The 21,258-nt window shown below is 60.0% G+C and carries 18 protein-coding genes; 2 read left to right on the top strand and 16 right to left on the bottom strand.

Annotation, left to right across the window (positions count from 1 at the left end; translation table 11 throughout):
• The first annotated feature begins 4 nt into the window (after nt 1-4).
• Together EJA72_RS16955 and EJA72_RS16950 are read left to right on the top strand one after the other, a co-directional pair.
• Complete coding sequence (locus EJA72_RS16955; protein WP_157712576.1) at nt 5-277, top strand: DUF2160 domain-containing protein; 273 nt, start codon at nt 5-7, stop codon at nt 275-277.
• A 47-nt stretch (nt 278-324) separates the two neighbouring features.
• A complete protein-coding gene (locus EJA72_RS16950) occupies nt 325-2,067 on the top strand; it encodes an ABC transporter substrate-binding protein (RefSeq protein WP_157712575.1) in 1,743 nt (580 codons plus the stop codon).
• 248 nt (nt 2,068-2,315) lie between these two features.
• Here EJA72_RS16950 and EJA72_RS16945 read toward each other — a convergent pair whose 3' ends face one another.
• The 16 genes from EJA72_RS16945 to EJA72_RS16870 form a co-directional block, all read right to left on the bottom strand.
• Nucleotides 2,316-2,597 carry a type II toxin-antitoxin system prevent-host-death family antitoxin gene (locus EJA72_RS16945; protein WP_157712582.1) on the bottom strand — a complete coding sequence of 94 codons (282 nt, stop codon included), beginning with the start codon at nt 2,595-2,597 and terminating at the stop codon, nt 2,316-2,318.
• A 206-nt stretch (nt 2,598-2,803) separates the two neighbouring features.
• Complete coding sequence (gene nuoN, locus EJA72_RS16940) at nt 2,804-4,267, bottom strand: NADH-quinone oxidoreductase subunit NuoN (RefSeq protein ID WP_157712574.1); 1,464 nt, start codon at nt 4,265-4,267, stop codon at nt 2,804-2,806.
• Between the two features lie 7 nt (nt 4,268-4,274).
• Nucleotides 4,275-5,807: an NADH-quinone oxidoreductase subunit M gene (gene nuoM, locus EJA72_RS16935; RefSeq protein WP_157712573.1), complete on the bottom strand. Its 1,533-nt coding sequence runs from the start codon at nt 5,805-5,807 to the stop codon at nt 4,275-4,277.
• 40 nt (nt 5,808-5,847) lie between these two features.
• Nucleotides 5,848-7,701: an NADH-quinone oxidoreductase subunit L gene (gene nuoL, locus EJA72_RS16930; protein WP_157712572.1), complete on the bottom strand. Its 1,854-nt coding sequence runs from the start codon at nt 7,699-7,701 to the stop codon at nt 5,848-5,850.
• On the bottom strand, nt 7,698-8,006 hold the full coding sequence (gene nuoK / locus EJA72_RS16925; RefSeq protein ID WP_007946416.1) for an NADH-quinone oxidoreductase subunit NuoK: 309 nt from the start codon (nt 8,004-8,006) through the stop codon (nt 7,698-7,700). Before nuoK ends, nuoL begins: the two co-directional genes overlap by 4 nt.
• A gap of 2 nt (nt 8,007-8,008) precedes the next feature.
• Entirely contained in the window at nt 8,009-8,512 is a 504-nt protein-coding gene (nuoJ, locus tag EJA72_RS16920; RefSeq protein ID WP_157712571.1) for an NADH-quinone oxidoreductase subunit J, read from the bottom strand.
• A 9-nt stretch (nt 8,513-8,521) separates the two neighbouring features.
• Nucleotides 8,522-9,067, bottom strand: coding sequence for an NADH-quinone oxidoreductase subunit NuoI (nuoI, locus tag EJA72_RS16915; RefSeq protein WP_157712570.1), 546 nt, complete (start codon nt 9,065-9,067; stop codon nt 8,522-8,524).
• A 12-nt stretch (nt 9,068-9,079) separates the two neighbouring features.
• Nucleotides 9,080-10,087 carry an NADH-quinone oxidoreductase subunit NuoH gene (gene nuoH / locus EJA72_RS16910; protein ID WP_157712569.1) on the bottom strand — a complete coding sequence of 336 codons (1,008 nt, stop codon included), beginning with the start codon at nt 10,085-10,087 and terminating at the stop codon, nt 9,080-9,082.
• Nucleotides 10,084-12,798 (bottom strand): NADH-quinone oxidoreductase subunit NuoG, encoded by a 2,715-nt coding sequence (gene nuoG / locus EJA72_RS16905; protein WP_157712568.1) that lies wholly within the window; start codon nt 12,796-12,798, stop codon nt 10,084-10,086. The genes nuoH and nuoG overlap by 4 nt, the downstream gene beginning before the upstream one ends.
• Before the next feature lie 137 nt (nt 12,799-12,935).
• Complete coding sequence (gene nuoF / locus EJA72_RS16900) at nt 12,936-14,291, bottom strand: NADH-quinone oxidoreductase subunit NuoF (protein ID WP_157712567.1); 1,356 nt, start codon at nt 14,289-14,291, stop codon at nt 12,936-12,938.
• Nucleotides 14,288-14,785 carry an NADH-quinone oxidoreductase subunit NuoE gene (nuoE, locus tag EJA72_RS16895; protein ID WP_157712566.1) on the bottom strand — a complete coding sequence of 166 codons (498 nt, stop codon included), beginning with the start codon at nt 14,783-14,785 and terminating at the stop codon, nt 14,288-14,290. Before nuoE ends, nuoF begins: the two co-directional genes overlap by 4 nt.
• 2 nt (nt 14,786-14,787) lie before the next feature.
• Nucleotides 14,788-16,572 (bottom strand): NADH-quinone oxidoreductase subunit C/D, encoded by a 1,785-nt coding sequence (gene nuoC / locus EJA72_RS16890; protein WP_157712565.1) that lies wholly within the window; start codon nt 16,570-16,572, stop codon nt 14,788-14,790.
• Between the two features lie 72 nt (nt 16,573-16,644).
• The gene (locus EJA72_RS16885; protein WP_007946424.1) at nt 16,645-17,319 is read right to left on the bottom strand and encodes an NADH-quinone oxidoreductase subunit B family protein; all 675 of its coding nucleotides are present in this window, start codon (nt 17,317-17,319) and stop codon (nt 16,645-16,647) included.
• Between the two features lie 10 nt (nt 17,320-17,329).
• Nucleotides 17,330-17,743 (bottom strand): NADH-quinone oxidoreductase subunit A, encoded by a 414-nt coding sequence (locus EJA72_RS16880; protein ID WP_003223812.1) that lies wholly within the window; start codon nt 17,741-17,743, stop codon nt 17,330-17,332.
• A gap of 650 nt (nt 17,744-18,393) precedes the next feature.
• On the bottom strand, nt 18,394-19,719 hold the full coding sequence (gene aceA, locus EJA72_RS16875) for an isocitrate lyase (RefSeq protein ID WP_033057066.1): 1,326 nt from the start codon (nt 19,717-19,719) through the stop codon (nt 18,394-18,396).
• Between the two features lie 476 nt (nt 19,720-20,195).
• Nucleotides 20,196-20,957, bottom strand: a complete 762-nt coding sequence (locus EJA72_RS16870; protein ID WP_157712564.1) for a secretin N-terminal domain-containing protein — start codon at nt 20,955-20,957, stop codon at nt 20,196-20,198.
• Nucleotides 20,958-21,258 lie beyond the last annotated feature (301 nt).

The following is a 21,258-nucleotide window of genomic DNA, read 5'->3' as shown; positions in this document are numbered from 1 at the left end:
GATGATGGAATGGATGAGTTGGACGGTCCCCACCGCGGCGTTCTTTATCGTCATTGCCCTGATCCTGGTGGGCATGACGACCTGGGAACTGCGTTCGCCGAGCATTCTTCGGCGTGGTTTGTTGCCGATTGCCACCACCCGTGGCGATCGGCTGTTTATCGGTCTTCTCGGCAGCGCCTACCTGCATTTGCTGGTCATCGGCGCTACCGACTGGAGCATCTGGATAGCGTCCGCGTTGTCCCTGGTGTGGCTGTTGGCTGTGATGCGTTGGGGCTAGTCGAATCGCTCGGCAATGTTGCTCCGAAACTCAATAAGGAGGTCTCTATGTTCGACAAAAACAATAAGCTGCGACATAGCATTTCATTGGCAGCCATGCTGGCACTCAGCGGTTTGAGCGCAACGGCCTGGGCCGATGCCTATGAAGAAGCTGCGAAGAAGTGGATCGGCAGTGAGTTCAAGCCGTCCACGCTGACGGCGGATCAGCAGCTCGAGGAACTGAAGTGGTTCATCAAGGCGGCTGAGCCGTTTCGCGGGATGGACATCAAGGTCGTCTCGGAAACCCTGACCACGCACGAATACGAGTCCAAGGTGTTGGCCAAGGCCTTCACCGAGATCACCGGGATCAAGGTTACCCACGACCTGCTGCAAGAAGGCGACGTGGTGGAAAAACTGCAGACCGTGATGCAGTCGGACAAGAGCATCTATGACGGCTGGGTCAACGACTCGGACTTGATCGGTACGCACTTCCGTTACGGCAAGACTGAAGCCATCACCGACCTGATGGCCAATGAAGGTAAAAACTTCACCTCGCCAACCCTGGACCTCAAGGATTTCATCGGCACTTCGTTCACCACCGCGCCCGACGGCAAGCTCTATCAATTGCCCGACCAACAGTTCGCCAACCTGTACTGGTTCCGCGCCGACTGGTTCGAGCGTCCGGAGCTGAAAGCCAAGTTCAAGGAAAAGTACGGTTACGAGCTGGGCGTGCCGGTGAACTGGTCCGCCTATGAAGACATCGCCAAATTCTTCAGTGAAGACGTCAAGGAAATCGACGGCAAGCGGGTTTACGGGCACATGGACTACGGCAAGAAAGACCCGTCCTTGGGCTGGCGTTTCACCGATGCCTGGTTCTCCATGGCGGGTGGTGGCGACAAGGGTTTGCCTAACGGCTTGCCGGTGGACGAGTGGGGCATCCGTGTCGAGGACTGCCACCCGGTCGGTTCCAGCGTGACACGCGGCGGCGACACCAACGGCCCGGCGGCGGTATTTGCCACCACCAAATACGTCGACTGGCTCAAGGCCTACGCACCGCCGGAAGCGGCGGGCATGACCTTCTCCGAGTCCGGCCCGGTACCGTCCCAAGGCAACATCGCCCAGCAGATTTTCTGGTACACCGCGTTCACGGCTGACATGACCAAACCAGGCTTGCCGGTGGTGAACGCCGATGGCACGCCGAAGTGGCGCATGGCACCTTCGCCGCGCGGACCGTATTGGGAGGAGGGCATGAAGCTCGGGTATCAGGACGTGGGTTCCTGGACGTTCATGAAGTCCACGCCTGAGAAACAGAAACTGGCTGCGTGGCTCTATGCGCAGTTCGTGACCTCGAAAACCGTGTCGCTGAAGAAAACCATCGTCGGCCTGACGCCGATCCGTGAGTCGGACATCAACTCGCAAGCGATGACCGACCTGGCACCGAAACTCGGTGGCCTGGTGGAGTTCTACCGCAGCCCGGCCCGCGTGCAATGGACCCCTACCGGGACCAACGTGCCGGACTACCCGCGTCTGGCGCAACTGTGGTGGAGCCACATCGCCGAAGCCGCCAGCGGCGACAAAACCCCGCAACAGGCACTCGATGGTTTGGCCAAGGACCAGGACGCAATCATGTCCCGCCTGGAGCGCTCGAAGGCGCAAGCCGTCTGCGCGCCAAAAATGAACCCCGAGCGCGATGCGCAATACTGGTTCGACCAGCCGGGCGCACCAAAACCGAAACTGGCCAACGAAAAGCCTAAAGGCGAAACCGTGAGCTACAACGAACTGCTGAAGTCGTGGGCAGACGCGCGTAAGTAAAGGCTGGAGTGTGAAAGGCGAACGGCACCGGAAGGTGCCGTTTTTGTTGGTGTCTGGGTTGGCCTCATCGCGAGCAGGCTCACTCCCACAGGTTATGTGCCGTACACAAAATTTGTGGTCACCCACGACCCCTGTAGGAGCGAGCCTGCTCGCGATGAGGCCATCCCTTACACCCAATTTTTCAAGCCGAAAAACATCTCACCACGCGCTGATCTCTGTGGTGGGTAACTGGTTGTGAAGCAGAAACCTCATTTTTGGGCGCCTTCGAAATCATCAAGCATGTCATCAGGCAATGGCGCATCAAAGTCTTCGGGAAGCACCAGTTTGGCTTTCATTGTTCCTAAACGTTGATGATTTAGCTGCTCTTCCGCTATCGCAGGATTCAGCTCCAACACTGCCAATCGTTCGACCGTCTCAGGTTCCAGTTTAGGCAGTTCGACTTTGTGCGTCCGCAGCGTCACCGTGCCTTGGCGCTCTTCGGCCAGGGCTTCGAGGCCGCCCTTCAGTTCACTAAAAATATCCCGTTTCATCATTCGCACCTCTTTCTATTTCTCCATCCAACAGTCATCCAAGGTAGCGCCAAGCGCTCATCGCTGGATGTAGGACAGGGCGGGTAATTCAGCGGGAGCTTTCGGGGATTGTGAAAGGCGTTGATCTCGGAGGTAACAAATCCCACAAACGCAAAAACGGCACCCGAAGGTGCCGTTTCTGTTTACTGCCGAGTATCGCTAAGCGATCAACCCGCCAACCCTGCCTGTTGCACCAGGACCAGCAACGGCTGTGGATACAGGCCGAGGAAGAACGCCAGTACGGCGATGGCCAGCAGCATCACGCCGCCTGCACGTTGTTCCCAGTGCAGTTGCGCATCGTGGCGACGCAGGTTCGGTTCGATCAGGTACAGGGTGACCATCACACGCAGGTAGTAGAAAACGCCGATGGCGCTGCCCAGCACCAGGGAGCCGACCAGCCACCATTGATGGGATTCGACACCGGTGGCGATGATGTAGAACTTGCCGATGAAGCCCGCGGTCAGCGGAATACCGGCCAGGGACAGCATCATCACGGTCAGTACGGCGGTCAGGTACGGACGGCGCCAGAACAGGCCGCGGTATTCGTACAGGGCATCCGCGTCACGGCCGTTGTACGGCGAGGACATCAGGGTGATCACGCCGAACGCGCCGAGGCTGGTGATCACGTAGGTGACCAGGTACACGCCGATAGCTTCCACGGCCAGGCCCTTGCTCGCCACCAGGGCGATCAACAGGTAGCCGAAGTGAGCGATGGACGAGTAACCGAGCAGACGCTTGAGGTTGCTTTGGGTCAGTGCCAGCAGGTTACCGAACAGGATCGACGCGATGGCAATGATGGTCAGCACGTCGCTCAGTACACCGCTGCTCGCCGCTGGCGAGATCTGGAACAGACGCACCATCACCGCGAACACCGCGACTTTCGATGCGGTCGCCAGGAACGCTGCCACCGGTGCCGGAGCACCTTCGTAAACGTCCGGGGTCCAGAGGTGGAACGGTACCAGCGACAGTTTGAACGCCAGACCGATCAGCATCATGCCCAGGCCCAGCTGCGCCAGGGAGCTTGGCAGGCCGGTGGCCGCGAGGGCCTGGCCGATACCGACGAAGCTCAGGCTACCGGAGTCAGCGTAGAGCAGGGCCATACCGAACAACAGGAACGCAGAACCGGCGGCCGACAGCACCATGTACTTGATACCGGCTTCCAGCGAACGCTTGTTGAAGAAGGCATACGCCACCAGACCGTAGACCGGCACCGACAACAGTTCCAGACCGATGAACAACCCGGCCAGGTGCTGCGCGCTGACCAGGACCAGGCCACCGGCGGCGGCCATCAGGATCAGCAGGTACAGTTCTTCGCGGTTGCCCGGGTAACCCGAGCCGCCATCGCCGAGGTAGGCGTGGGCAAGGGTCACACACGCCAGGGTGGCGACCAGGATCAGCGCCATGTACAGACACGCGAAGCTATCGATTTGCAGCAGCGGGGTCACGGCCAGAGGCGCGACCTTCAAGGCTGGCAGGATCGACAGCAGCGCCAGGTTCAGGCCCGCCACGGAAATCAGGAAGGTCTGCGAGTGGTTGCGGCGCCAGGCAATCGCCAGCATCACCACGATGATCGTGGCGCTGGTGATCAACAACGGCGCTAGCGCGATAAAGTGTTGAGTCGTGAATTCCATAGCGCTCTTACCGGGCCGAAGCGAGTTGAGTGAAGGCGGAGCCGAGCCACTGCTGCACGCCATGCATCGTCGCGGCAGAGGTGTCGAGGAACGGCTGCGGGTACACGCCGATGTAAATCAGCAGCGCTGCCAGACCGACCACCATGATCAGCTCGCGACCATCCATGCCATGCAGCACCGCGTCCGATTTGGACGGGCCGAAGTAGGCACGGTGAATCATGATCAGCGAGTAGACCGAACCGAACACCAGGCCGGACGTCGCGATCGCGGTGATCCACGGCGCCGCGGAGAACGTGCCGATCAGGATCAGGAACTCGCCGACAAAGTTACCGGTACCCGGCAAGCCCAGCGATGCCGCAGCGAAGAACAGGCTGATGGCCGGCAGGTAAGCGATCTTCGACCACAGGCCGCCCATTTCACGCATGTCACGGGTGTGAGTGCGTTCGTACAACTGGCCGCTGAGGATAAAGAGTGCCGCGGCCGACAGACCGTGAGCCAGCATCTGCATCACTGCGCCCTGCAGCGCCAGTTGGCTGCCGGAGTAGATGCCGATCAACACGAAGCCCATGTGGGAAACGGAGGAGTAGGCGATCAGACGCTTGATGTCGGTTTGTGCGAACGCGAGGAAGGCACCGTAGAAGATCCCGATCAGACCCAGGGTCATGGCGAACGGCGCGAACTCGGCCGAGGCATTCGGGAACAGCGGCAGGGCGAAACGCAGCAGACCGTAAGCAGCGGTTTTCAACAAGATACCGGCCAGGTCGACCGAACCCGCTGTTGGCGCCTGGGCGTGAGCATCAGGCAGCCAGGAGTGAAACGGCACCACCGGCAGCTTCACCGCGAAGGCGATGAAGAAGCCGAGCATCAGGATGTACTCGGTGGTGAGCGACATCTTGGTTTTCAGCAGGTCGGCGTAGTTGAACGTGATCACGCCGGTGCTGTTGAAGTTGACCAGCACCAGGCCCAGGATCGCCACCAGCATGATCAGGCCGGAAGCCTGAGTGAAGATGAAGAACTTGGTCGCCGCGTAGATCCGGGTTTTCTTGCCGTCCGAAGAACTGTGACCCCAGAGCGCGATGAGGAAGTACATCGGCACCAGCATCATTTCCCAGAAGAAGAAGAACATGAACAGGTCGAGGGCGAGGAACACGCCGACGACACCGCCCAGGATCCACATCAGGTTCAAGTGGAAGAAGCCAACGTGACGCTGGATCTCTTTCCACGAGCAGAGTACCGACAGGATACCCAGCAAACCGGTCAGCAGGATCATCAGCAGCGACAGGCCGTCTAGGGCCAGGTGCACGCTGATGCCGAAACGCTCGATCCAGATGTGCTTGAACTCAAGCGCCCAGGTCGGCTCGGCGCCAGGCGCCGGTGCAAATGAGTAATTACCGTGGGCCCACAGCCAGAGGCCGAGTGCGAGTTCCAGGGTCATGGTCAACAGCGCAATCCAGCGGGGGAGGGTGGCGCCGAAGCGCTCACCCATCCAGCACAGCAGGCCGCCGATGAAGGGGATCAGGATTAGCCAAGGCAGAATCATGACGGGCTCAATTCCTTTCGCAAATTCGCAAGGTTCATATTCAGACCGCTACCAGCACGATGGCGCCGATGACCAGCACGGAGCCGGCTGCCATCGATGCCGCGTACCAACGCAGTTGACCGGTTTCGGTACGGCTCAGGGCGGTGTGACCGCCTTTGGCCATACGCGGGATCAGACCGATGGTCTGGTCGAGCGGGTCTTTGCGCAGTACGTGGCTGATCGCAAGGTATGGCTTGACGAACAGTTTGTCGTAGATCCAGTCAAAGCCCCAGGCAGCGAACCACCAGGCCGAAAGGAAGCGGCCGATGCCGCTGTTGGCGATTGCAGTGACGAAACGACGCTTGCCGAGGAACAGCAGCGCGGCCAGCAGGATACCGGCCAGGGCGATGGCGCCCGACGCGATTTCCAGACTGTGCTTGGCTTCGCCGCCGGCATGGCCGACGCTCTCTGGCAGCACGCCGTGCAGCGGCGGAACGATCATGGCGCCGACGAAGGTCGACAGCACGATCAGCACCGACAGTGGAAGCCAGTGAGCAATACCGTGACCGGCGTGCGCTTCGGTCTTCGCTTCACCGTGGAACGCGATGAAGATCAGGCGGAAGGTGTACAGCGAGGTCATGAACGCACCGACCAGACCGGCGTAGAGCAGACCGTGGTTGCCGCTGGCGAACGCTTCCCAGAGGATTTCGTCCTTGGAATAGAAGCCTGCGGTGACCAGTGGCAAGGCCGAAAGAGCCGCGCCGCCGACGATGAAGCTGGCGTAGGCCAGCGGCAGTTTCTTCCACAGGCCGCCCATCTTGAAGATGTTCTGCTCGTGGTGGCAGGCAACGATCACCGAACCGGACGCAAGGAACAACAGCGCCTTGAAGAACGCGTGGGTCATCAGGTGGAAGATCGCGCCATCCCAGGCACCCACGCCCAGCGCCAGGAACATGTAGCCGATCTGGCTCATGGTCGAGTAGGCGAGGATACGTTTGATGTCGGTCTGCACCAGTGCGGCGAAACCGGCCAGCACCAGGGTCACGCCACCGACGACGCCGACGAGGTGCAGGATGTCCGGCGCCAACGCAAACAGGCCGTGGGTACGGGCGATCAGGTAGACACCGGCGGTCACCATGGTCGCGGCGTGGATCAGTGCCGAAACCGGGGTAGGACCGGCCATCGCATCCGCCAGCCAGGTTTGCAGCGGCAGTTGCGCGGATTTACCGACAGCGCCGCCCAGCAGCATCAGGGTCGCCAGAACGATCCAGAAGTCGCCGACCTTGAAGTGCTCAGGCGCTTTCACCAGCAGTTCCTGGACGTTCAGCGTGCCCAGTTGGGCGAACAGGATGAACAGGCCGATGGCCATGAACACGTCGCCGATGCGGGTCACGATGAAGGCTTTGAGTGCGGCGTTACCGTTGTTGCGGTTGCTGTAGTAGAAACCGATCAACAGGTACGAGCACAGGCCCACGCCTTCCCAGCCGAAGTACAGGAACAACAGGTTATCGCCCAGGACCAGGAACAGCATGCTGGCGATAAACAGGTTGGTGTAGGCGAAGAAGCGCGAGTAACCGTCTTCACCGCGCATGTACCAGGACGCGAACAGGTGGATCAGGAAGCCGACGCCGACCACCACACCGAGCATGGTGACCGACAGGCCATCCAGGTACAGCGCGAAGTTCGGCGTGAAGCCTTCCACCGCCATCCACTGCCACAACACCTGGGTGTAGTGGCCGCCTTCAGGTGGCGCGACGTTGAATTGCCAGATCACGTAAGCCGCGACGATGGCAGACAGGCCGATGGAACCGACGCCAATCAGCGCCGACAGGTTTTCCGAGAAGCGGCCGCGCGAAAACGACAGCAGCAGGAAACCTATGAGAGGGAATACGAAAGTCAGATAGAGAAGATTCATCCGCGCATCTCGCTGGCAGCGTCGATATCGAGAGTGTGGAAGCGGCGGTACAGCTGCAACAGGATCGCCAGGCCAATACTGGCCTCGGCGGCTGCCAGGCTGATCACCAGGATGAACATGATCTGTCCATCCGGCTGCGCCCAGCGGCTACCGGCTACGATGAACGCCAAAGCGGAGGCATTCATCATGACCTCCAGGCTCATCAGCACGAAAAGAATGTTGCGGCGGACCATCAGACCGACCAGACCGAGGCAGAACAGGATGCCGGCGACCGCCAGACCATGCTCCATAGGGATAGCAGGCATCGTCATTGCTCCTTGGCTTCGTTGCGGCCCAGGTGGAACGCCGTGACGGCTGCAGCGAGCAGCAACATCGAGGCGAGTTCGACCACCAGCAGGTAAGGACCGAACAGGCTGATGCCCACGGCCTTGGCGTCTACGGTGGTGTGGCCAACGGCCTGGCCGCTCTGGTGGGAGAACAGCACGTACAGCAGTTCAACCAGCAGCAGGGCGCCGAGAATGACCGGGCCGAGCCAGATGCCGGGCTTGAGCCAGACGCGCTCTTGCTGAACCGAGGCCGGGCCCAGGTTCAGCATCATCACCACGAACACGAACAGCACCATGATGGCGCCAGCGTAGGCGATCACTTCCAGTACACCGGCGAACGGTGCGCCGAGGGCAAAGAACGTCATCGCGACGGCGATCAACGAAATGATCAGGTAGAGCAGGGCGTGCACAGGGTTGGTGTGAGTGATCACGCGAAGCGTGGACACCACTGCGATACCCGATGCGAAATAGAAAGCGAATTCCATCTTTCTTCCTTAAGGCAGCAAGCTCTTCACGTTGATCGGTTCGGCTTCGTTCTGCGCGGAGCCTTTCGGCTTCCCGGCAATCGCCATACCTGCAACACGATAGAAGTTGTAATCAGGGTTTTTGCCGGGGCCGGAGATCAACAGATCTTCTTTCTCGTAAACCAGGTCCTGACGTTTGAACTCGGCCATCTCGAAATCCGGTGTCAGCTGGATCGCGGTAGTCGGGCAGGCTTCCTCGCAGAGGCCGCAGAAAATGCAGCGCGAGAAGTTGATGCGGAAGAAGTCCGGGTACCAGCGACCGTCTTCGGTTTCAGCTTTCTGCAGCGAGATGCAGCCGACCGGGCAAGCCACGGCGCACAGGTTGCAGGCTACGCAACGCTCTTCGCCATCAGGGTCGCGGGTCAGGACGATACGGCCACGGTAGCGCGGCGGCAGGTACACGGCTTCTTCCGGGTACTGCAGCGTGTCACGCTTGCGGAAGGCATGGCCGAAGATCATCACCAGGCTGCGAAGCTGGGTGAAGAAGCCATGCACGATGTCAAAAATGTACTTCATGATTCTCTATCCTCACTGAGCCGCGACGGCGGGCGTGTTGAGCAACACGATCGCAGCGGTCACCAGCATGTTGACGAGGGTCAGCGGCAGGCAGAACTTCCAGCTGAAATCCATCACTTGGTCATACCGTGGGCGCGGGATCGAGGCGCGCAGCAGGATGAAGATCATGATGAAGAACGCGGTTTTCAGCGCGAACCAGATGAACGGGATCTGCGGCAGAATATCGAACGGACCGTGCCAGCCACCGAAGAACAAGGTCACCAGCAGCGCCGAAATCAACACGATGCCGATGTACTCGCCGACGAAGAACATGCCCCATTTCATGCCGGCGTATTCAATGTGGTAACCGTCGGCCAGTTCCTGCTCCGCTTCCGGCTGGTCGAACGGGTGACGGTGAGTCACGGCGACGCCGGCGATGAAGAAGGTCAGGAAACCGAAGATCTGCGGAATGATGAACCACAGGTTCTGCGCTTGGTATTCAACGATGTCGCGCATGTTGAACGAGCCGACCTGGATCACGATGCCCATCAGCGACAGGCCCATGAACACTTCGTACGACACGGTCTGTGCCGAGGCCCGCAAGCTGCCCAGCAGGGCGAACTTGTTGTTACTCGACCAGCCGGCGAACAACACCGCGTAGACCGACAGACCGGCCATGGCGAAGAAGAACAGGATGCCGATGTTGATGTCCGCGACGCCCCAGGTCGGGGTGATCGGGATGATCGCGAAGGCAATCAGCAGGGCGCTCATGGCCACGACCGGTGCCAGGGTGAAGATCATCTTGTCGGCGAACGGCGGGGTCCAGTCTTCCTTGAAGAACATCTTGATCATGTCGGCCGCGATCTGGAACGCGCCGAACGGGCCGACGCGGTTAGGACCGTAACGGTCCTGCCAGAGGGCGAGCAGACGACGCTCGACCCAGCTCAGCAGCGCGCCGCACACCACCACGGCGAGCAGAATCACGATGGCCTTGAGGACCGCGATGATCACGTCAATCACTTCAGGCGTGAACCAGGTCATTGAGCTGCCTCCTGCAGACCGTCAACGGATTTGCCAAAGATCGCCGGCGGAATGCCTGCGATACCGGCTGGCAATGCGACCAGGCCAGCACCCAGCTCTTCGTTGATGCGCAGCGGCAGACGCAGGGTCTGGCCGGCAACGTTCAAGCTGAGCAGGGCACCGTCGTTGACGCCCAGGCGGTCGGCTTCGGACTTGGCCAAGGCGACGTAGGCAGCCGGGATGCGTTCCTGCACCGGTGCGGCTTTCGAGGAGTTCTCTTCGCTGCCGAGCAGGTGGAAGAACGGCACGACCTGCCAGGTACCCGGTGCCGGGTTGAACGCGCGCGGTACAGCGGCGAACCAGTTCAGCGCATCACCATTGCTTTCGATCAGGCGGGTGCCCGGGTCGCCAGCGCGGATGTGACCACCGACTTCGTCCTGGAACTTGTTCCAGGCTTGCGGCGAGTTCCAGCCCGGAGACCAGGCGAATGGCACTTGCTGACGCGGTTCGGCCGAACCCGAGTAACCTTCCATGGAGAAGGCGAACGCGGTGTCCTTGTCCTGCGGGGTACGCGGTTCGTGCACGCTGATGTCGGCGCGCATGGCGGTACGACCGGAGTAACGCAGCGGTTCACGGGCCAGTTTCATGCCCTTGATGCGGAACGCTGCGGACGGTGCGGCGTCAACGATGCGGTTCAGTTGCGGCGTGCTGGCAGCCACGGCAGCGGTGACGTGGTCCAGTTGGGTCCAGTCGATCGGCTGGTTCAGCAGGGTTGCGCGCAGGGCATGCAGCCAGCGCCAGCCTTCGTGAACCAGGATGCTCGCGTCCATGTACTTCGGATCGAACACCTGGAAGAAGCGCTGGGCGCGGCCTTCCTGGCTGACCAGGGTACCGTCGCCTTCGGCGAAGCTGGCGGCTGGCAGAACCAGGTGCGCGCGATCGCTGGTGGCGGTCTTCTGATGGTCTGCCACGATCACCACTTTCGCGGCGGTCAGGGCAGCATCGACCTTGGCCTTGTCGGTACGGGTGTACAGATCGTTTTCCAGCACGACGATGGCGTCGGCCTTGCCATCGATCACCGCTTGCAGCGCGGCGTCGATCGATTCACCACCGAGCATGGCCAGGCCGAGGCTGTTGGCCTCTGGCACGATCAGGCTGATGGAACCGTTCTTCTCGCGCAGCTTCAGGGCTTTGGCGATGTTCGCGGCCGCTTCGATCAGGGCTTTGGAGCCCAGGGACGTACCGGCGATGATCAGCGGACGCTTGGCGGCGAGCAGGGCGTCGGCAATGCGCTTGGCCAGTTCGAGGGCTTCGGCATCGAGGCCTTCAACGGCTGGAGCGCTGGCGTCGAGGGCGTGAGCCACGGCGAAACCGATGCGGGCCAGGTCGTCAGGAGCGGCGTGAACGCACTCTTCGGCGATGTCGTCGAGCTTGGTTTCAGCCAGGCTGGCGATGAACAGCGGGTTTAGCTCGTGCTGACCGATGTTCTTAACCGCGGCGTCGAGCCAAGGCTGGACGCGCATGGCGTCGGCCATGTCTTCGGCTTTGCCCTTGACCGATTGACGCAGGGACAGCGCCATACGGGCGGCGGTCTGGGTCAGGTCTTCGCCGAGGACGAAGATCGCATCGTGGTCTTCGATGTCGCGCATGTTCGGGATTGGCAGCGGGCTGTCTTTCAACACCTGCATGACCAGGCGAATGCGTTCCAGCTCGGCCGCTTCGATACCGGAGTAGAAGTGCTCGGCACCCACCAGTTCGCGCAACGCGTAGTTGCTTTCGAGGCTGGCGCGAGGCGAACCGATACCGACAATGTTGCGACCGCGCAGCAGGTCAGCAGCTTTGTCCAGTGCTTCGTCGAGGCTCAGCTTGGTGCCGTTGGCCAGCAATGGCTGACGCGGGCGGTCTTCGCGGTTGACGTAGCCATAGCCGAAACGGCCACGGTCGCACAGGAAGTACTGGTTGACCGAACCGTTGAAGCGGTTTTCGATCCGGCGCAGTTCACCGTAGCGTTCGCCAGGGGAGATGTTGCAACCGCTGGAGCAGCCATGGCAGATGCTCGGCGAGAACTGCATGTCCCACTTGCGGTTGTAGCGCTCGGAGTGAGTCTTGTCGGTGAACACACCGGTCGGGCAGACCTCGGTGAGGTTGCCGGAGAACTCGCTTTCCAGGGTGCCGTCTTCAACGCGACCGAAGTACACGTTGTCGTGGGCGCCGAACACGCCGAGGTCGGTGCCGCCGGCGTAGTCCTTATAGAAGCGCACGCAGCGATAGCAAGCGATGCAGCGGTTCATTTCGTGGGAAATGAACGGGCCCAGTTGCTGGTTCTGGTGAGTACGCTTGGTGAAGCGATAACGGCGCTCGTTGTGGCCGGTCATCACCGTCATGTCTTGCAGGTGGCAGTGACCGCCTTCTTCACAGACCGGGCAGTCGTGAGGGTGGTTGGTCATCAACCATTCAACGACGCTGGCGCGAAACACTTTCGCTTCTTCGTCGTCGATGGAGATCCAGCTGCCGTCGGTGGCGGGGGTCATGCAGGACATGACGATCCGACCACGCTTGTCGTTCTCGTCGGTGTACTGCTTGACCGCGCACTGGCGGCAAGCGCCAACGCTGCCTAGGGCTGGGTGCCAGCAGAAATACGGGATATCGAGGCCTAGCGACAGACATGCCTGTAACAGGTTGTCTGCCCCATCGACTTCGAGCTCTTTGCCGTCTACGTGGATAGTGGCCATGGTTCAAAGTTCTTCGTTGGCCCGGTGTCAGCGGGCGTGGCTAATGGAATCTTGTTGCTCGCGTGAATCAACACAGCCGTTCAAGGCGTCATCACACGAGAAGGCGAAGGGCACGGACCCTTCGCCTTTTTAAGCGTTTACGCGCCGACTACGATCGGCCGTGCCAGAGGCGGGACGACGGCGCTGGTAGGCGCGATGCCGGCTTCGAACTCATGGCGGAAGTATTTGATTGCGCTGCCCAACGGCTCCACGGCGCCCGGTGCGTGAGCACAGAAGGTCTTGCCTGGGCCGAGGAAACCGACCAGACCCAGCAGGGTCTCGATATCGCCGGCTTGCCCTTCACCGTTCTCGATCGCGCGCAGAAGCTTGACGCTCCATGGCAGACCGTCACGGCACGGGGTGCAGAAGCCGCAGGATTCGCGGGAGAAGAACTCTTCCATGTTGCGCAGCAGGGACACCATGTTGACGCTGTCATCCACAGCCATGGCCAGGCCGGTACCCATGCGGGTGCCCACTTTGGCGATGCCGCCGGCGTACATTTGTGCGTCGAGGTGTTCCGGCAACAGGAAACCGGTACCGGCGCCGCCTGGCTGCCAGGCCTTGAGCTTGAAGCCGTCGCGCATGCCGCCGGCGTAGTCTTCGAACAGCTCGCGACCGGTGATGCCGAATGGCAATTCCCACAGGCCCGGGTTCTTGACCTTGCCGGAGAAGCCCATGAGCTTGGTGCCCATGTCTTCACTGCCTTCGCGCGACAACGATTTGTACCAGTCCACGCCGTCGGCAATGATCGCCGGCACGTTGCACAGGGTTTCGACGTTGTTTACGCACGTCGGCTTGCCCCACACGCCAACGGCGGCAGGGAAGGGCGGCTTGGAGCGCGGGTTGGCGCGGCGGCCTTCGAGGGAGTTGATCAGTGCGGTTTCTTCACCGCAGATGTAACGCCCGGCACCGGTGTGGACGAACAGCTCGAAATCGAAGCCGCTGCCCAGGATGTTCTTGCCCAGCAGGCCCGCTGCCTTGGCTTCTTCCACGGCACGGTTCAGGTGCTTGGCAGCGGTGGTGTATTCGCCACGCAGGAAGATGTAGCCACGGTAGGTTTTCAGCGCGCGAGCACTGATCAGCATGCCTTCGATCAGCAGATGGGGCAGTTGCTCCATCAGCATGCGGTCTTTCCAGGTGTTCGGCTCCATTTCATCCGCGTTGCACAGCAGGTAGCGGATGTTGATGGATTCGTCCTTGGGCATCAGGCCCCACTTCACGCCCGTGGGGAAGCCTGCACCGCCGCGACCCTTGAGGCCGGCGTCTTTCACGGTCTGGACGATGTCGTCCTGCGCCATGTCGGCGAAAGCTTTGCGCGCCGCCGCGTAACCGTTCTTGGCCTGGTACTCGTCGAGCCAGACAGCTTCGCCGTCGTCACGCAGGCGCCAGGTCAGCGGGTGAGTCTCGGCCGAACGCTTGATGCGGTTGGCAGGACCGAAGGAAGTCAGGGTCATACGTAGCCCTCGAGCAATTTGGCAACGCCGGCAGGCTGCACATCACCGAAAGTGTCGTCGTCGATCATCAGCGCCGGCGCCTTGTCGCAGTTGCCGAGGCAGCAAACCGGCAGCAGGGTGAAACGACCGTCGGCGGTGGTCTGGCCCAGGCCGATCCCCAGATTGCTCTGGATTTCACTGACAACCGATTCATGGCCGCCGATGAAGCAGACCATGCTGTCGCAGACGCGAATGATGTGACGGCCGACCGGTTGACGGAAGATCTGGCTATAGAATGTCGCCACACCTTCAACGTCGCTCGCCGGGATGCCGAGGATCTCGCCGATGGCGTAGAGCGCGCCATCAGGCACCCAGCCACGTTCCTTCTGGACGATCTTCAGGGCTTCGATAGACGCCGCGCGCGGGTCTTCGTAGTGATGCAACTCGTGCTCGATGGCCGAGCGCTCGGTTTCACTCAAGGTGAAACGGTCTGTCTGGATAAGCGTGCTGTTCATGCTTAGCGGTCCACGTCGGCCATAACGAAATCGATACTACCCAGGTACGCAATCAAGTCCGCGACCATGCTGCCTTTGATCACCGAAGGGATCTGCTGCAGGTGCGGGAAGCTTGGGGTACGAATCCGGGTGCGGTAGCTCATGGTGCCGCCATCGCTCGTCAGGTAATAACTGTTGATGCCCTTGGTCGCTTCGATCATCTGGAAGGATTCGTTGGCCGGCATGACCGGGCCCCACGAAACTTGCAGGAAGTGCGTGATCAGGGTCTCGATGTGCTGCAGCGTGCGCTCTTTCGGCGGCGGCGTGGTCAGCGGGTGATCCGCCTTGTACGGGCCTTCCGGCATGTTGCGCATGCACTGGTCGATGATCTTGATGCTCTGGCGCATTTCTTCGACGCGCACGATGCAACGGTCATAGGCATCGCCATTGGCGGCCAGCGGCACTTCGAATTCGAAGTTCTCGTAACCGGAGTAAGGGCGGGCTTTGCGCAGGTCGAAATCGCAACCGGTCGAACGCAGGCCTGCACCGGTGACCCCCCATTCGAAGGCCTCTTTGGTGTTGTAGGCGGCGACGCCGATGGTCCGGCCACGCAGGATGCTGTTGTCCAGTGCGGCTTTCTGGTACTCGTCCAGACGCTTTGGCATCCACTCGACGAAGTCTTTCACCAGTTTTTCCCAGCCGCGTGGCAGGTCGTGCGCGACGCCGCCGATGCGGTACCAGGCCGGGTGCAGTCGGAAACCGGTAATGGCTTCGATCACCGTGTACGCCTTCTGACGGTCGGTGAACGTGAAGAACACCGGGGTCATGGCACCGACGTCCTGGATGTAAGTCCCCAGGAACAGCAGGTGGCTGGTGATCCGGAAGAACTCGGCCATCATGATGCGGATGACGTCGACCTTTTCGGGCACCTTGATGCCGGCCAGCTTCTCGACCGAGAGCACGTACGGCAGGTTGTTCATCACGCCGCCGAGGTAATCGATACGGTCGGTGTACGGGATGAAGCTGTGCCAGGACTGACGCTCGGCCATCTTCTCGGCACCACGGTGGTGGTAACCGACGTCGGGCACGCAGTCGACGATCTCTTCACCGTCCAGCTGCAGGATGATGCGGAACGCACCGTGCGCGGAAGGGTGGTTGGGACCGAGGTTGAGGAACATGTAGTCCTCGTTCGCACCGGAACGCTTCATGCCCCAGTCTTCAGGTTTGAAGCGCGCGGCTTCTTCCTCAAGCTGTTGCTTGGCCAGGTTCAGGGTGAACGGGTCGAACTCGGTGGCACGGGCCGGGAAGTCCTTGCGCAGCGGGTGACCTTCCCAGGTCGGCGGCATCATGATGCGGGTCAGGTGCGGGTGGCCGGCAAAGTCGATGCCGTACATGTCCCACACTTCACGCTCGTACCAGTTGGCGTTCGGCCAGAGACCGGTGACGGTCGGTACGCTGAGGTCGCTCTCGGACAGGGCGACCTTGATCATCACGTCACTGTTACGTTCGATCGACATCAAGTGATAGAACACGGTGAAGTCGGCGCCGCTTGGCAGCCCTTGACGCTTGGTACGCAGGCGCTCGTCCACGCCGTGCAGGTCATAGAGCATGACGTACGGCTTGGGCAGGTTGCGCAGGAAGGTCAGGACTTCGACGAGTTTGGCACGGGCAACCCAAAGCACCGGCATGCCGGTGCGGGTAGGCTGGGCGGTGAACGCCTCGGGGCCAAAACGGTTGTTCAGTTCGACGACCACATCCTGGTCGTCTGCCTTGTAAGGCGGGATGTACAGAGCACTGCCTGTAGTCATGGTTATTTATCGCTTTCGGTCAACGTAAAGAATGAAGCCAGTGTCTCGTTCTATTAAAGAAGCAGATCTGGATCAGACTTCGTCGGGGCTGCGCAGGTTGGTGACTGCGATTCGCTGTTCGCGGCGCTTTTCCTTTTCGGAAGGCATCTCGGCGCGATAAACGCCTTGATCACCAACGACCCAGGAAAGCGGACGACGCTCCTGTCCAATCGACTCCTGCAACAGCATCAAGCCTTGCAGAAAAGCTTCGGGACGGGGCGGGCAGCCAGGCACGTAGACGTCCACGGGCAGGAACTTGTCCACCCCTTGAACGACAGAGTAGATGTCGTACATGCCACCGGAGTTGGCGCACGAACCCATGGAGATAACCCATTTAGGCTCGAGCATTTGCTCGTAGAGACGCTGAATGATCGGCGCCATCTTGATGAAGCAGGTACCGGCGATAACCATGAAATCCGCCTGGCGCGGCGATGCCCGGATAACCTCGGCGCCAAAGCGCGCGATGTCGTGGGGCGCCGTGAAGGCGGTGGTCATTTCCACGTAGCAGCACGAAAGACCGAAGTTATACGGCCACAGGGAGTTCTTGCGCCCCCAGTTGATCGTGCCGTTAAGCACGTCTTCGAGCTTGCCCATGAAGATGTTTTTGTGGACTTGATCTTCTAACGGATCGGAAACGGTTTCCCGTTCGCCAATCGGATACTGCTCGTTAGGAGCATCGGGGTCGATCCTGGTGAGATTGTATTGCATTGCCAAAGCCTCATTGTTTCAGCTTCGCCTGCCGCTTGCGACGAGCTTCCGGAGCCCAGTCAAGGGCGCCCACTCGGAACAGGTAGACAAGACCTGCCAACAGAATTGCTATGAAAACGAGAGCTTCGACGAATCCGGTCCAGCCGCTTTCGCGGACGGACACAGACCATGCAAAGAGAAAGAGGGCTTCGATATCGAAGATCACGAAGAGCATCGCGACCAGATAGAATTTGGCTGAGAGCCGCAAGCGGGCGCCACCTGTAGGTAGCATGCCCGACTCGAACGGTTCGTTTTTGCTGCGGCCCCAGGCTTTTGACCCGAGGAGGCTGGATACACCGAGCATGAAGGCACAGAGGCCGACAACGCCCAGAAGGAAAATGGCAAAGCCCCAGTTGTGGGCCATGAGTCCTGTCGCTTCGGGCATGCTGGTAATCCTTAACAGAGAGCAAAGGTCTCTGAGCTTGAAAAAGAAACAAAGCAGTGACGATATGTCGCAGCAATCAATCCCGCTGATTTTATGGCACAACACCCTGCAAGTAAAATTCAGATAGCGAAATTATTTAATGGAATAAGGACATAGCGAGCGTCAAAAGCGCCGCAGGCCTTGCGTTGCGGGCATTAGCCGGCTTTTTGGGAAATATGTTTTGTAGGGAATGTAACGAACATAGTTTTCGCTAAATGATAATCAATATTGTTTGAGGTGGTTTTTAAACTGTTTAACGGGTGGGCGCGCAGGAAGTTGTCTTATATAGCGATTAAAGCAAGTAGCGGACGAAGAGTTTTTACCGAATTTTCCTGTCGCTGATGTCGCTCCGGATCAATGTTTTTCCGGATCGTCATCACCCCCTGTAGGAGCGAGCTTGCTCGCGATGGTGGTCAACGATGGCGCTTGGGTTCTGACACCCCGCGGCGCCCTCAGGTGCATCGCGAGCAGGCTCGCTCCTACAAGGGTTTGGTGGTGTTTGTTGAATCGCGCGCAAAAAAACGCCCCGAACCAGTCGGGGCGTCAGATGTGCGACGTTGCGGTTAGCTTTCTATCCGGTCCGCAACGGCCGTTTGCTCAGGTGAAGCAGATCAGTGGAACTGTTCTTCTTCAGTCGAACCGGTCAGCGCGGTTACCGAAGACGAGCCGCCCTGAATCACGGTGGTCATGTCGTCGAAGTAGCCGGTGCCCACTTCCTGTTGGTGAGCCACGAAGGTGTAACCCTTGGAGGCGTCAGCGAATTCCTGCTCTTGCAGCTTCACGTAGGCAGTCATGTCGTTGCGGGCGTAGTCGTGCGCCAGGTTGAACATGCTGTGCCACATGTTGTGAATGCCGGCCAGGGTGATGAACTGGTGCTTGTAACCCATGGCGGACAGTTCGCGCTGGAACTTGGCGATGGTCGCGTCGTCCAGGTTTTTCTTCCAGTTGAAGGAAGGCGAGCAGTTGTACGACAGCAGTTGGTCCGGGTATTCCTTTTTGATCGCTTCAGCGAAGCGACGAGCCTCGTCCAGGTCTGGCTTGGCGGTTTCGCACCAGATCAGGTCGGCGTACGGAGCGTAAGCCAGGCCGCGGGCGATTGCCTGGTCCAGGCCAGCGCGCACTTTGTAAAAGCCTTCCTGAGTACGTTCGCCAGTCACGAACGGCTGGTCGTACGGGTCGCAGTCAGACGTCAGCAGGTCAGCGGCGTTCGCGTCAGTACGTGCCAGGATGATGGTCGGCGTGCCGGCAACGTCAGCTGCCAGGCGGGCAGCGGTCAGCTTCTGTACGGCTTCCTGGGTTGGAACCAGTACCTTGCCGCCCATGTGGCCGCATTTTTTCACGGAAGCCAGTTGGTCTTCGAAGTGAACGCCGGCGGCGCCTGCTTCGATCATGCTCTTCATCAGCTCGTAAGCGTTCAGTACGCCGCCGAAACCAGCTTCAGCGTCAGCCACGATTGGCGCGAAGTAGTCGATATAGCCTTCGTCGCCCGGGCCTTTGCCGGCTTTCCACTGGATCTGGTCAGCACGACGGAACGAGTTGTTGATGCGCTTGACCACGGTTGGAACCGAGTCCACCGGGTACAGCGACTGGTCCGGGTACATCGATTCGGCGGAGTTGTTATCCGCAGCTACTTGCCAGCCCGACAGGTAGATGGCCTGGATGCCCGCTTTAACTTGCTGTACAGCCTGGCCGCCAGTCAGGGCGCCCATGCAGTTGACGAAATCTTTGTCAGGACGGAAGGATGGCTTGGCGCCCTGGGTGACCAGGTTCCACAGCTTCTCGGCGCCGAGTTTTGCAAAGGTGTGCTCAGGTTGAACCGAGCCACGCAGGCGGACGACGTCAGCAGCGGAGTAAGCGCGTGTCACGCCTTTCCAGCGTGGGTTTTCAGCCCAGTCTTTTTCGAGGGCTGCAATTTGCTGTTCGCGTGTCAGTGCCATGGAGATAAACCTCGTCGCGTCTTATACGGAAAGTTGTGATGCGGTGGACAATTCGTGCGCTCGCAGACCAGAAGCTTAGGCGGTCAAGTCGGATTCGGCGGGGGTGGCGACGGGATGAACGATGGGCTCGAGGGGAAGTGAGCAGGTAAGGGCGAACTGGCGAGCACATTCGGGCGTCGTGGGCCTTCATGAACACTTCAGTGTGATGCCGTGTTTACCTAAATACGCTTCCGTCCCTCGGGACAACTTCGTTCCAGTCGGCAACCTCGTCAAACACACCTTGTGGGCGGTACAGACACGAAGCGGTTCGCGGGGTAGGTGCGAACATCGCCTCGAAGGCCCTTGCCAGGGCCCCTGATTAGCGGGAGCGAGGCCATCATGCCTTTGCTTTTTTCGATCGTCAAACGTTTTGTAGTGCTTTTTTTCGAGCACTACATCTTTGGTCTAATACGACTAATCAGTCAGTATTTGGTGGTTTAGTCCAAAGTGTCGACTTTGACCCGCAGCGTCATGTCGTCCCGGCCCTGAGTCGCGTAGCTGCGGGTCTGGCTCTGTTTGTCGGCCTGGGTCTGGCGGTTCACGCCCGCCAGGGTGATCCACTCGCCCACCCGGCCTGTGACAGTTGTGTCGGTGCTTTGCACGTTCACTACATCGGGACGTTCCTGGCTCATCCGGTCACGGTTGGTACTGATCGACAAGTGAACGATCTCGCCGGTGATGCTGGCGGTGACGTAGAAACCCTGGGTGACATTGCGGTATTCGGTCTGGCTGCGCAGATCGCCGTAGGAGTCGGTCTGCGAGCTGGTCAGTGGCACGCTTTGACCGACCTGAATCAGCGCGGGCGCGCCTTCGCTGGCCTGAACCTGCTGGATGCCGCCGTCGCGACTGTCGGTGCTGCGATTGATGATCCGTGTCTGGTTCGGTTTCGCCCCGTTGACCGAATAACCCTGATCGCCCTGGAAGTTGTTTTCGCTGGTGTCGACGGTGATCAGCAAGCGTTTTGGTTGAGTGTCGAGTTGCGAGATAAGCGCTTTAAGTTCGTCGATCTTGCGTTGATCGGCGTTGACGATCAGCTGATTACCGTAGGCGCTGACCTGGCCCTCCTTGCCGATGAAATCCTGCGCCATCGGCAGCATGTCGGCGCTGGTGTGGTAGTTCAGCGGCACGATCTCGGTGGCTGCCATGACCGAAAAACTGCAGGTCAGCATCAACGTGGTGAGCAGGGTGCGTAGGGACATGTCCGTTATCTCCGACTTTGAATGTCTTGATCTGTAGGAGCAAGCTTGCTTGCGATAGTCGTTAACGATAGCGCTGGAAGCCTGACACCCCGCGGCGTTCACGCGACCATCGCGAGCAGGCTCGCTCCTACAGGTAATTTGATATTGGCAGTTTGTCGGCCCGGCGTGGGGCAAGTTGAATCGTAGACAGCAAAACGCCCCGTCATCCGAAGATGGCGGGGCGTTTTGTGATGGAGCGTGCATTTGTGGCGAGGGAGCTTGCTCCCGCTGGGCTGCGCAGCGGCCCCAAATTTTCAGGGCC

It is taken from the genome of Pseudomonas sp. PB120 (assembly GCF_009761815.1).
Taxonomy (GTDB): Bacteria; Pseudomonadota; Gammaproteobacteria; order Pseudomonadales; family Pseudomonadaceae; genus Aquipseudomonas.
Note: the sequence above shows the minus strand (reverse complement) of the source record. Positions and strands in the feature narration are given on the sequence as shown.

Coding starts and splice junctions, on each gene's coding strand:
- EJA72_RS16950 (WP_157712575.1), top strand. CDS start 325: ATGTTCGACAAAAACAATAAGCTGCGACATAGCATTTCATTGGCAGCC.
- nuoJ (WP_157712571.1), bottom strand. CDS start 8,512: ATGGAATTCGCTTTCTATTTCGCATCGGGTATCGCAGTGGTGTCCACG.
- nuoN (WP_157712574.1), bottom strand. CDS start 4,267: ATGGAATTCACGACTCAACACTTTATCGCGCTAGCGCCGTTGTTGATC.
- nuoK (WP_007946416.1), bottom strand. CDS start 8,006: ATGCCTGCTATCCCTATGGAGCATGGTCTGGCGGTCGCCGGCATCCTG.
- aceA (WP_033057066.1), bottom strand. CDS start 19,719: ATGGCACTGACACGCGAACAGCAAATTGCAGCCCTCGAAAAAGACTGG.
- EJA72_RS16885 (WP_007946424.1), bottom strand. CDS start 17,319: ATGCAATACAATCTCACCAGGATCGACCCCGATGCTCCTAACGAGCAG.
- nuoM (WP_157712573.1), bottom strand. CDS start 5,807: ATGATTCTGCCTTGGCTAATCCTGATCCCCTTCATCGGCGGCCTGCTG.
- EJA72_RS16880 (WP_003223812.1), bottom strand. CDS start 17,743: ATGCCCGAAGCGACAGGACTCATGGCCCACAACTGGGGCTTTGCCATT.
- EJA72_RS16945 (WP_157712582.1), bottom strand. CDS start 2,597: ATGAAACGGGATATTTTTAGTGAACTGAAGGGCGGCCTCGAAGCCCTG.
- EJA72_RS16870 (WP_157712564.1), bottom strand. CDS start 20,957: ATGTCCCTACGCACCCTGCTCACCACGTTGATGCTGACCTGCAGTTTT.
- nuoE (WP_157712566.1), bottom strand. CDS start 14,785: ATGAACAGCACGCTTATCCAGACAGACCGTTTCACCTTGAGTGAAACC.
- nuoL (WP_157712572.1), bottom strand. CDS start 7,701: ATGAATCTTCTCTATCTGACTTTCGTATTCCCTCTCATAGGTTTCCTG.
- nuoI (WP_157712570.1), bottom strand. CDS start 9,067: ATGAAGTACATTTTTGACATCGTGCATGGCTTCTTCACCCAGCTTCGC.
- nuoG (WP_157712568.1), bottom strand. CDS start 12,798: ATGGCCACTATCCACGTAGACGGCAAAGAGCTCGAAGTCGATGGGGCA.
- EJA72_RS16955 (WP_157712576.1), top strand. CDS start 5: ATGGAATGGATGAGTTGGACGGTCCCCACCGCGGCGTTCTTTATCGTC.
- nuoC (WP_157712565.1), bottom strand. CDS start 16,572: ATGACTACAGGCAGTGCTCTGTACATCCCGCCTTACAAGGCAGACGAC.
- nuoH (WP_157712569.1), bottom strand. CDS start 10,087: ATGACCTGGTTCACGCCTGAAGTGATTGACGTGATCATCGCGGTCCTC.
- nuoF (WP_157712567.1), bottom strand. CDS start 14,291: ATGACCCTGACTTCCTTCGGTCCTGCCAACCGCATCAAGCGTTCGGCC.